The 10,498-nt window shown below is 70.5% G+C and carries 10 protein-coding genes and 2 pseudogenes; 4 read left to right on the forward strand and 8 right to left on the reverse strand.

What is annotated here, in order from left to right:
• Positions 1 to 515: alpha/beta fold hydrolase (locus ACWDA7_RS45655; protein ID WP_450613171.1), on the forward strand; the 515-nt coding region annotated here is incomplete at its 5' end.
• A gap of 73 nt (positions 516 to 588) precedes the next feature.
• On the opposite strand, the pseudogene ACWDA7_RS45660 reads toward ACWDA7_RS45655, so the two are convergent.
• Positions 589 to 792: pseudogene (locus ACWDA7_RS45660) on the reverse strand (Tn3 family transposase); the annotation flags it as partial.
• 30 nt (positions 793 to 822) lie between these two features.
• Between ACWDA7_RS45660 and ACWDA7_RS45665 the strand changes: the two are divergent.
• Positions 823 to 1,361 (forward strand): annotated as a pseudogene (locus ACWDA7_RS45665) (transposase); the annotation flags it as partial.
• Complete coding sequence (locus tag ACWDA7_RS45670) at positions 1,343 to 1,819, forward strand: hypothetical protein (protein ID WP_450613173.1); 477 nt, start codon at positions 1,343 to 1,345, stop codon at positions 1,817 to 1,819. The pseudogene ACWDA7_RS45665 and the gene ACWDA7_RS45670, both read left to right, overlap by 19 nt.
• Positions 1,820 to 2,198: 379 nt before the next feature.
• On the opposite strand, the gene ACWDA7_RS45675 is transcribed toward ACWDA7_RS45670, so the two are convergent.
• The 3 genes from ACWDA7_RS45675 to ACWDA7_RS45685 form a co-directional block, all read right to left on the reverse strand.
• Positions 2,199 to 2,402: a cold shock domain-containing protein gene (locus ACWDA7_RS45675; RefSeq protein WP_432938323.1), complete on the reverse strand. Its 204-nt coding sequence runs from the start codon at positions 2,400 to 2,402 to the stop codon at positions 2,199 to 2,201.
• A gap of 649 nt (positions 2,403 to 3,051) precedes the next feature.
• A complete protein-coding gene (locus tag ACWDA7_RS45680; RefSeq protein ID WP_450613175.1) occupies positions 3,052 to 3,696 on the reverse strand; it encodes an FMN-dependent NADH-azoreductase in 645 nt (214 codons plus the stop codon).
• A gap of 91 nt (positions 3,697 to 3,787) precedes the next feature.
• Positions 3,788 to 4,513 (reverse strand): DsbA family oxidoreductase, encoded by a 726-nt coding sequence (locus tag ACWDA7_RS45685; protein WP_450613185.1) that lies wholly within the window; start codon positions 4,511 to 4,513, stop codon positions 3,788 to 3,790.
• A gap of 115 nt (positions 4,514 to 4,628) precedes the next feature.
• Here ACWDA7_RS45685 and ACWDA7_RS45690 point away from each other — a divergent pair, with 115 nt between their 5' ends.
• Positions 4,629 to 5,105 carry a winged helix-turn-helix transcriptional regulator gene (locus ACWDA7_RS45690; RefSeq protein ID WP_450613177.1) on the forward strand — a complete coding sequence of 159 codons (477 nt, stop codon included), beginning with the start codon at positions 4,629 to 4,631 and terminating at the stop codon, positions 5,103 to 5,105.
• A 409-nt stretch (positions 5,106 to 5,514) separates the two neighbouring features.
• Here the strand turns inward: ACWDA7_RS45690 and ACWDA7_RS45695 are convergent, their stop codons facing one another.
• From ACWDA7_RS45695 to ACWDA7_RS45710, 4 genes are all read right to left on the reverse strand, one after another.
• Positions 5,515 to 6,123 (reverse strand): hypothetical protein, encoded by a 609-nt coding sequence (locus tag ACWDA7_RS45695; protein ID WP_450613179.1) that lies wholly within the window; start codon positions 6,121 to 6,123, stop codon positions 5,515 to 5,517.
• A 323-nt stretch (positions 6,124 to 6,446) separates the two neighbouring features.
• Positions 6,447 to 7,037 carry a hypothetical protein gene (locus ACWDA7_RS45700; protein WP_450613181.1) on the reverse strand — a complete coding sequence of 197 codons (591 nt, stop codon included), beginning with the start codon at positions 7,035 to 7,037 and terminating at the stop codon, positions 6,447 to 6,449.
• A gap of 398 nt (positions 7,038 to 7,435) precedes the next feature.
• Entirely contained in the window at positions 7,436 to 9,733 is a 2,298-nt protein-coding gene (locus tag ACWDA7_RS45705) for an FtsX-like permease family protein (protein ID WP_450613183.1), read from the reverse strand.
• Positions 9,730 to 10,458, reverse strand: coding sequence for an ABC transporter ATP-binding protein (locus ACWDA7_RS45710; RefSeq protein WP_450613187.1), 729 nt, complete (start codon positions 10,456 to 10,458; stop codon positions 9,730 to 9,732). The genes ACWDA7_RS45705 and ACWDA7_RS45710 overlap by 4 nt, the downstream gene beginning before the upstream one ends.
• Between the last annotated feature and the right edge of the window lie 40 nt (positions 10,459 to 10,498).

The raw sequence follows: 10,498 nt of genomic DNA on the forward strand, positions 1-10,498 counted from the left end.
TGCTGGTGGGCTGGTCCTACGGGGCGGTCGTCGGGGCGCACTGGGCCGGCCGGAACCCGGAGCGCACCCTGGGCGCGGTCCTGGTCGACGGCGCGTTCCCCTACGACTGGCTGGATGAGGCCATGGAGCAGCGGATCCGGAAACTGTTCGGGCGGATGAGCTGGTTCCTGCCCCTGCTGCGCCCCACGGGTCTGGCCCCGCGGATGACCGCCCAACAGCAGGCGGACAGCAACATCGAGCTCGGCCGGCTCTCCCGCGAACGCGAACTGGCCCCCGTGCTGGACGACATCACCGTCCCGGTGCGCTACGTGGTGGCGTCGGGAACGTCCTTTGGAAGCCGCGGTGACGAGCAGGAACAGATACGCACCAGCCTCGACGCGGTGAGGGCCCGCAACCCGTACATCCAGATCGGCGCGAAGGTCGCCAGCAACCACGGTGCGATACTCAAAAAAGACTTCCCGGCCATCGCCGCAGCCGTACGCGAGGTCGCAGCCCTCGACCGCCCAGCGCACTGACGGACACGACCAACCAACCGACGACACCCACACCGCCGCGCCACCAACGTCCACCTCGGCGCAAGGACCACAGCCCTTCACACGGGACGGACGCGGTCAAGCTGCAGCGGCCGAGCACGTTGCGGTTGCGGTGCTCGACCGGGCAGAGCCGGCCGACATCCTCGTGACGGATCTCGTGGCCCTCGGCGCGGAGCCGGGCAACGGCGGCGCCGATGGAGCGCATCGGCGACAGTACGACGGCGTTGGGGACCAGACCGAGCGCACCGAGTTGGTCTTGTCCGAACCGGCCCAGCATGGCGGCAAGTTAGACCTCGACTTCACCGTGGAGAAAACCCGGGAGAAGCACGGGCGCCGGAAGCGGTTCTGGCGGTTGATCTCCGGCATGCCCGTGTCCAAGCTGCGGGCCCGGCTCGTCAGTATGGCGGCCGAACTTGGCATCACCATCGTCGCCGTGGACCCGGCCTACACCAGCAGGTGGGGCGCCCAGCACTGGCAAAAACCGCTCACCGGCAAGACCAGGAAAACCAGCCGTCACGATGCCGCGAGCATCGCGATCGGCAGGCGCGCCCTCGGGCACCGCATCCGGCGACGGACGGCACCGCCCCCACACGACCAGAGCGATCGTGTGGGCTCTCGGACCGCCCAGGCCGCACGCGGCACCCCGGTGCGTGAGGGAGCCCCCCCCGCATCCTAGGACCACGGACACGATCCACTGGGACCGGACGCGGCGCGAACGCGGGAGACCAGGACGCTCAACACCGTTCGGAGCGCCCGACTGAGCCTGTGCAACTCATGCTCAGTCCTCAGGAACGGTGGGAAGATATGGCGTGCCGTACCACATCGTGACCGTGACCGGCTCGCACCGTACCGGCTTCGGTCTCCAGGTCGAGCCCGCCGTCCCCATCAAGGCGTTGGCGGCCCGTGTCGCTGACGCCGACGTGCCTGTGCGGGGCGACACTCTGCTTCTGCTCTTTCCCGAGGGCCGCCACGGGCGGGCGATCCTTGCGGACTTCGCCATGGAAGCATGGCGCGACGGGGACATGTACTACAGCCGGAGCAGTCCTGATGACCCCGAGTTCACCCTCGTCATCGGCACCGAGCGCGGACCGGAGGACCTTCCGCCGGGCACGGAGATCTGGCTGGACGATGCCGCTCCCACCGGCGGTGCGCGAAGCGATGGTTGGAGCCGGATCGTCGCGCAGTTCGAGGGCCTGCCGTGGGTGATGGTCGATCCTGACGCGGGCCCGGCGGCGATGCCGTCACATTCGTCGTCCTCTGAGCCTCCCGAAGGTCCGATGACTTGAGGTTCCCGAAGTGACGGAATGCGCGGACGAAAGGTCGGCAGGGGATTCCCCACACCGACAGGCGGGATCCTCACCTCACGATGGCTCGTTTCAGCAGGCCCCAGAATTCCGTCGGTTGCCCCACCACGCAAGGCAGTGGTGAAGAGGTGGTGCGGATCAGCGCCCTCGGGCGTGTCGCGGATGTCTGAGGTGCGCGCCCGCTGAGTGCTCGGCGTCCGCCTGGTGGCGTCCCCGAGCCCGCGCTGCGCTCTGGGAGCCGGCGGCCGCGCGGGCCAGGGACGGCTCGGTTGATGTCGGTGAGCCCGGAGTGCTTGCGGCCGGCGGCCGGACACGGGGGCCCGGCACCCTTCAGGGTGCCGGGCCTGTTCGGGTGCTGGGGTCAGATGACGCGGATGTTTTCCGCCTGGGGGCCCTTTTGGCCCTGGGTGACGTCGAACTCCACGTGCTGGCCCTCCTGCAGTTCGCGGAAGCCCTGAGCGGCAATGTTGGAGTAGTGGGCGAAGACGTCCGGGCCGCCGCCCTCCTGCTCGATGAAGCCGAAGCCCTTCTCCGAGTTGAACCACTTCACAGTGCCCTTGGCCATGCCTGTCTCCTTCGTAGGGGGTTCGGGCCTGCACGGTGCGGGCCCGGAGGTGATCGCCCTGGTCCGAAGAGGGCTGACACAGCAAAGCGCCCGCGGGCAAGGTGTCCACGGGCGCACGACTCGGAACCACGACTGCTCTGGGGACAACGCTAACGCCTCTGCTGCCACGACGCATCGAGACGCCTTCCTTGCCAACTGTCTGCCATCGCGGGTCGACTTCAGTTGAAGCGCGGCTCGACACGCTTGGACGGTTGGGGCCGGGAGCCGGCCGCTGCTCGATCTTGGTGGGAGGCACCACTGACACTTGCGGCCGTCCGCCTGCCGCTGTTCAGCAGCCGACGGCTTCCTTTCTGGTGCCGGCACCGACCCGGTAGCGCACGTGCGGCGCGCACGGCGGTCAATCTGTTGCGGGCTTGGGACCTTCTGAACCGTTGGGGCGTGCAGCACCATCACGAACCGCTGGACTGCGGGGATCGTTTGGCTCGTCCGCCGATTGCGGGCGTGCCACCGTGCGTGGTTGTTCACCTGTGTCGATGTCGGTGGCTGATGTCACGCGCCAGGCCTTGGAATTGCGGCCTCGTCACGCGTACCGCCACGCCTGGGGCGGTGGGGCTGTGTTGGCCCCACCGCGGCGGTGGTGTCGGGTGAGTCAGGCGGCGGGCTGCTGGCTGATCTTCTCGGCCTGCGCGCGGGCCTGCTCGTGGGCGCCTGCCAGGGAGGCCTCGTGGGCCGGAATGAGGTGGGCGAGCGCCGGGACGACGGGGGCCTTGGTCAGTTCGGCGGTAAGGGTGGTGATGTCGAGGCCGAGGTAGGCGGGGTCGCCCAGGACGGACTCCAGGGTCGGGACGAGGAAGTCCTTGCCGTGGTTGGGGGTGCCGGGGCCGTAGCCGCCGCCACGGGCGGAGATCAGCACGGCCGGGCGGCCGGCGGCGGGGGCTGTGCCGGTGGGGTTGATGGTCCGGCCGACGACGATGACCTGGTCGAGCCAGGCCTTGAACACCGAGGGCATCGTGCGGTTGTACATCGGCACGGTGAACAGGTAGGCACTGGCCCCGAGGAACTCTTGGATGAGTTCGTCCTGGACGGCGGCGGCTGCGGCCTGCTCCGCGGTGTGCTGGGCGGGATCGGTGACCTGGGCGGAGATGGCCGCCGCGCTCAGGTGCGGCACGGGTTGGGCGGCCAGGTCCCGGTGGACGACCTCGCCCGTCCAGGCGTCCCGGAAGGAGTCGGCGACCTGGCGGGAGACCGAGGCGGTACCGAGGGAGGATGAGTCGATGTGCAACAGGTAGGACATGAGAAACGATGCCTTTCGTGCGGGGCGATGGAAGGAGGGTCGTGCTTCATGCGACCCACCGGGCCATGAGGGCGGCGGAGTAGAGCGGGGGTCAGCCACGGGCGGCGTGATGGCTGGGTAGCGCGCATCCGTCTGGGCCGCAGAGCCCCTCGGTGTCCCCGGCCGGGGTCTGGACGGGCTGCGGGTGGGTGGCGTCCCATACCTGTTGGAAAACGCCGAGGAGTGTGTCGGTTTCCTGGGCGCCAAAGAGGGCGTACTGGCCGTCGATGAGGAGGAAGGGCGCACCGCGGGCGCCGAGGGCGCCCGCGCGGCGGGCCTCGTCCTTCACCTGCTGCCTGAAGCGGCGCTCGGTGAGGGCCTGCCGGGTCTCGTCCCGGTCCAGGCCGAGTTCGTCGCTCAGTTCGAGCAGCGCATCCATGTCGAAGAGCGAGCGGGCCTGGCCGAAGTAGGCGCGAAAGCTCAGGTGCCACGCCTGTGCGTGCTTGCCCTGGGCGGTGGCGTGGGCAAGGAACTCGTGGGCCAGTTGGGTGTTGGCCTTCTTGTTGTCCAGCACGATGTAGGGCCTCAGTCCCTCGCGCTCGGCCAGCACCTCGATGCGGCGGGTGGCTGCCTCGACCTGGGCGTCGTCCATCCCGTACTTCTGCTTGAGCATCTGCCGGGTGGGTACCGCGGGGCTGCTGGAGAGGCCGGGGTCCAGCGGGTAGGAGCGGTGGATGAGCTCGATGTCGCCGCCATGGGTGAACCGGTCCACGGCTCTGTCGAGACGATGGTCGCCCAGACCGCACCACGGGCACGTGAGGTCGGACCAGATTTCCACCTTCAACGGCGGGCACCTCCAATACTTACGCTTTGGATGTAGCGCCATGATGGGCCAGTATGGAGTGCCGTACAAAAGGCACATGCGTGTGCGCGACCGGAAGGGAATGTGCGCCATGGACATCGCCGCAGGTCAGGTCCCAGGCGGGACGGACATCGCCGCAGTCTCGGGGCCCTGCGCCCGCTGGCCGGCGGAGAACAGGGAGATCATCCGGCAGATCCTGGACCGGGCCGGCGACAAGTGGAGCACGCTCGTGATCGCCGCCCTGGACGACGGCCCGCTGCGCTACACCGACCTGCTGCGCCGCATCCCCGGGATCTCCCAGCGCATGCTGACCCTCACCCTGCGGCAGTTGCATCGCGACGGACTGATCACCCGCACCGCCTACGCCGAGGTGCCGCCGCGCGTGGAGTACGCCCTCACCCCCCTGGGCCTCACCCTGCACGACATCGTGGTGTCCCTGATCGACTGGGCCGGCATCCACCACGACGAGATCCGGGAGAACCGGGCCCGCTTCGACACGGCCACCAGAAAAGGCTCCGCAGAACGGGGTGGGGAAGGTTCCCGTGCCCGGCGTGGGCGGACCAGCTGATACACGGCGCGTGCAGCACCAGCGCGAACCGCTCGCCTACCGGGATCTCCTGGCCCGTCCACCGCTTGCGGGATGCCGCCGCGCACGGCTGTACGCCCCCGTTGATGTCACCTACTGATGTCCAAACCACAGGCCCTGGAACTGCGACTTCGCTCGTGAAGTCGTGACCGACCGGATGAGCCGGACACTGGGCGGGCAGGCCGGCAAGTCTGCCGTTCGGGGCGACCTTCCGCTTTTCCGGCCGTGTCCTGGCGACAAGGGGGCCGATCACACCGGTCATGGATGACCGGGATTGACCGCGGGTGTGGACTGCTGCTGGCGTAAGGGTTGGCGTACCTGAACGGCTGAGGCGGGGGGCTCCTGCCTCTGGCGGCAGGAGCCCCCGCTGCCGGTTCAGCCTCGCCGCAGATCACAGTCGCCCGGTGAGCAGCAGCGGCGCCGGCAGCAGCGCCTGGGGGGTGATGGCGCTGCCGACCACGGTCGCGGCACGTGCGCTGACACCGACGCCGGCGGGTCGGACAAAGGAGCCTTCTTCCGGCGCGGGCAGGGTCTGGAGCCGTACGGCGCCGTGGTTCCACCGCAGGGCGATGCCCTGCTCCTGCGCGGTGTCCTGGCCCACGGCGACCACGCCGCCGGGCGCGATGGCGGCCGAGGAGAGCGGACCCGCCCCGGCGGGTGCCTTGACCTGCCGCCAGCCGCTACCGTTCCAGTGCAGCACGAGCGCATGGCCGCGGTAGGTCTCGCTGGTCACCACCCTGCCCACGGCCCACACCTCGCCGGCGCCGTCGGCGCTCACCGCGTTCAGCTCCCCGGACAACCCGTCGATCGGTGGCTTGAGCAGTTGCTTCCAGTGGGCGCCGTCGTAGTGAAGCAGTACGGGCTGGTCGCCGGTGTCGAAGCCGACGGCCCACACGTCGTGCGCGGAGACGGCGCTGGCCGCGTCGAGCACGGCGACCGGGGCCCCGGCAGGCAGCGGCACGGCCTTCCACGCGGTGCCGTCCCAGTGATCGAGCAGCACGGTGAATTCGCCGCTCTCGTCGTCGGCGGTGGCCCAGCCGACAGCCAGGCGTTGGTCGGGGAGACGGTGGCCACGCCGAGGAGTCCCGCGCCGTTGTTGGGCTGGACCGGCGCGCTGACGGTCCGCCAGTGGAGCCGTCCCAGTGCTCGGTGAACGCAGGCATCGCCGGCGTCCCCCGTCAGCCAGACGTCCTCGGGGACTCTGCGGAGAGGGCGTTGAAGCCGGAGCCCGACACCCGGTCGCCCGGGGTGGTGGTCCGCCGCCAGCCGAGGCCGTCCCGTTCGGCATAGGTCGGGCATCGGACCGCACTGCTTCGCCGCGGCTCAGGGCGCGGTCGGGGCCGGGCGCTTGGTGCGGGGCCTGCGGCGCACCGTCCCGAAGGGCTTGACGTACGAAAGCACGACGGTCGCGATCAGCACGCAGCAGGCCGCGCCCGAATCCCGGACCAGCCCAGTGGCGTCGGCGACAGGATGCCGGGCCAGCGCTGCCGTGGCTGCCGCGCCCAGGCCCGGAACCAGTACGAACGTGGCCAGGCCGGTGCCTGCGGCCGTCACCGCGAGGCTCATCACCACCCACCAGTAGCGCAGCAGACCCCAGGGCGTGAGCAGCCCCAGTGCGACGCCGGTGGCCAGGGCCAGCACGGCCAGCGGCAGAAGCAGCAGCTCGCCGATCATGTGGGCGGCCGGATAGACGGTGACCGGGTCGCTGCCCAGCCGCCCCGCCGAGGCCAGGGCCAGCACGGCGGCGTCACTGCCCAGCAGTCCGACGGAGACCGTCACGTGTGCGGCCCGTAGTACTTTGCGCCACTGCGGCGGCAGCAGCGTGCCGCGGCGGCGGGGGCGGCGCGCCTCGTGCGGGTGCGTCGTTTGGGTGGAGGGGGCGAATGGGGCGGAGTTGTGCATCGGGGTGTCCACGGGCCTCGCGTCCTCGGTGTCCGGTGTGTGTCCTGTCGGGGTTCGAGCGTCGCCTCCGATCCTGGACGCCTGCCGTGCGGACGTCGTCGGCCCCGGGGCGGCACACCGCCTACTACGCGGGAAGTACCGGATCGACCGGTCCGACACGCAGGCGGGCGTCCAGATCTGGCTCTGGCCTGGGCATGAGCGAAGGTCGGGTGGGCGAGGTCGAGGGTGCTGTCCAGGACGGTGATGAAGCCGTTCACGTGCTGTCGGGCGGCTTGTTCCTGATCGTGCGGCGTTTCAAGGATGTGCCGTCAGGATCCTGCTTGAGACGCTCAGTCGGCGATCCCGCGGCCCTGAACGACGGACGGCTCGGGCTGGCTGCAGTCAGCCGGCCCGAGCCGTTGTCGTACCTGCTACTCGTTGCGTGCCGTTTCGGGTCCCGTGATGCGCCTGAGCAGCGGCATGGTGGATGCGATGACCCCCAGCGAGGCGACGAGCCCGGCGAACAGGATCGCGTAGTACTGGATCCCCGGTGCTCGGATCGAGTACCGGAACTGGGCCTGTACGAACAGCTGGGCAGCCAGGAAGCCCATCCCGATCGCCACCACGGCGACCACCAGGAGCGGGACCGCGCTCTCCAGCAGAACCACCCGCCGCAGCACCCCGAGCGGTGTGCCGGTCAGCCGCAGCAGGCTGAAGGGGCGCTTGCGGTCGCGCAGGCCCCCGGCCACGCTCACCGCCAGGCTGCAGCCGGCGATGGGGAAACTGACCAGGATGACCACGTTGGCCAGTTGCTGGTATCCGGCGAGCTGTGCGCCACGTTCGGCGTGTTCCTCGCGGACGGTCCATGGGACGTCCTGGTCGGGATACGTGTTCGCGAGGATGGTGCGGGCGCGTTCGATCGCCGACGTCGACCCGTTGGTGGCCACGACGATCTCCTGGACCGGGAGGCGGGCCAGGCGCTGGGCGGAGATGCCGGCGGCCGGCCATGCCGTGGGCCAGCGCTCCCAGTTGTACATGCCGAAGGTGCCGTAGTTCTGGGGGACCGACGCCGCTTCGGCTCCGGAGGCGCATGAGCTGTGGGCCGGCATCTTCACGAGCTCCGCGCACGAGGCCAGGCCGGCCACCGGCGGTGTCACAGAGCCTGGGGAGTCCCGAGCGGCCGGGTCCGCGGTGCCGAGCGGGTTCGTGTGAATCATCAGCACGCCTTCGACGCCCGGTACGGAGTTCAGGTCGCCGAGCGTGGCCTTCGAGAGCGGGGGCACGCTGCCGATCTGGCGTCCGGTAGTGCGGTTGAAGCCTTGGACGTAGTTGGCGCCCAAGGCGCCGGCGACCGTCTGGCCGGCCTGCGGGATGCTGCGCTCGGCGTTCAGCGAGCCGATGATCCCGACGGCCGCGCTGGTGACGCACAGGGCGAGGACCAGCCCGCTGACCGCGCGGAAGCCGGCCTTCGGGTCGTCCGCGAGCCGCCGGCTCGCGACGAGCAGCGCGGGCCGGCTGGTAAGCCGGGCCAGGACGCGGGCTCCGGTCATGGTCAGCCAGGGTCCGGCGATGACGAGGCCGGTCAGGACCAGCAGGATTCCCGGGACGAAGACCCAGATCTGGCCGTTGGTGCTCCTGGGCACCCGGCCGATGGTGTACGACAGTTCGGCGATACCGGCGCCCAGTGGGATTACCCGGTAGACCCGCGGCGGGCGCGGCGTGACGCGCCGGGTGACCCCGAGCGGGGAGACCTGCACGCGGCGCAGGGCGATCCGGGCCGTGATCGCGGCTCCCACCGGGACGGCGACGCAGACGAGAAGGATGTCGCTGGTCCGGAGCGTGAGATCGTCGGCGAAGAACGGCGTATGCGTGAGGTCGACCGCCGCCAGTTGCGTACGGAACAGGTAGAAGAGGCCGAAGCCGACGGCCGTGCCGATGACCGCGGCGAGGGTCGATTCGACGGCTGAGATCATCGAGATCTGCCGCGGCGTGGCGCCGACCAGGCGCATCGCGGCGAAGCGCTGGTCACGGCGGGCGGCTGCCAGCCGGGTGGCCGTGCCGATGAGGACGAGTACAGGGAAGATCAGGGCGGTGCCCGCGACGGAGAGGATGAGCTTGATGCCTCTGCTGTCGATGCCCGCCCTGACCGTACAGTTCGTTCCGTTGCAGCTGCTTGGGGTCACGGTGGTGATCGAGGTGACCTGGGTGGCGTCGTGCTGCTTCGCGAGTTGATCGGGGCTGTGGCCGATGACGACGACCAGGGAGTCCGGGCCAGGGAGCGCCGCCTTGCCGACCGTGCCGACCTGGTGGCCGGGGTAGCGGTCGGCGAGTTCGGCGGCCGGGGTGGAGCGGAGGATCTTGCTGAGGGCCGGTGAGGCGTAGAACTCGCCCGGCCCGGGAAGGCGGGAGAGCCCCGGTGGGACCGGGGAGTTCGGACCGGTGGCGGCGACGTCGACGCGGCCGATGATCTCGCCGTCGAAGTGGTCCGCCCTGAGCAGCCACCACAGCGGGTCCGTGTCCGCCTTCCCCGCCGAATGACTCGACGCGCTCGTGCCGGAGCCGGTGTTGAACCAGGCGTTCCGGTTGTTCTGGGTGGCGGTGGCGTTGATGGCCGCCAGGATGCTCAGCAGCAGGCCGACGCCGAGGGCGACGGCGGACGCGATGACGGCGAGGCGGGCGGCGGCCTCCCTGCCGCCGCTCAGGGTCAGGCGCAGCCCGAGGCGGATCACGAGGCGAGCCGCCCGACGGACAGCGGCGTCGCCTTGCCGTCGCGGACGATGACTTCCCGGCGCGCGAAGGCGGCCACCCGCGGCTCGTGGGTGACCAGGACCACGGTGGTGCCCTCCTCGCGCACGGAGGCGACCAGCAGGTCCATCACGTGCTCGCCGGTGAGGGAGTCGAGCGACCCGGTCGGCTCGTCGGCGAACAGCACCTTGGGCCGGGAGACCAGGGCGCGGGCCAGTGCGACACGCTGTGCCTGCCCGCCGGAGAGTTCGCCGGACCGGCGCCCCTCCAGACCGTCCAGGCCGAGCCGCCCGAACCACGACCGGGCCTCGGCCAGCGCGCTCGGCCTGCGGGACTTGGCGAGCAGCAGCGGCAGGGCGACGTTCTCCTCGGCGGTCAACTCCGGGACGAGCTGACCGAACTGGAAGACGAAGCCGAAGTGATCCCGGCGCAGCGCGCTGCGCTCGGGCTCGCGCTGGGTGTCGACGCGGCGGCCGTCGAACCAGATCTCGCCGGAGTCGGGTACGAGGATCCCGGCCAGGCAGTGCAGCAGCGTGGACTTGCCGGAGCCGCTCGGGCCGGTGACGGCGAGGATCTCGCCGGCACGGGCGGAAAGGTTCGCACCCTGCAGCGCGGGCGTCTGCCCGAACGACAGGACGGCGTTCCGCGCTTCTACGGCTCTCCCGGCATCGGTGTGGGTCAGCCGGTGCGAGTGGGGGGTCGCTCCCACGGCAGGACGAGGGTGATGGGGCCGCAGGTGAGCATGACCA

This window comes from Streptomyces sp. NPDC001156 (assembly GCF_053598275.1).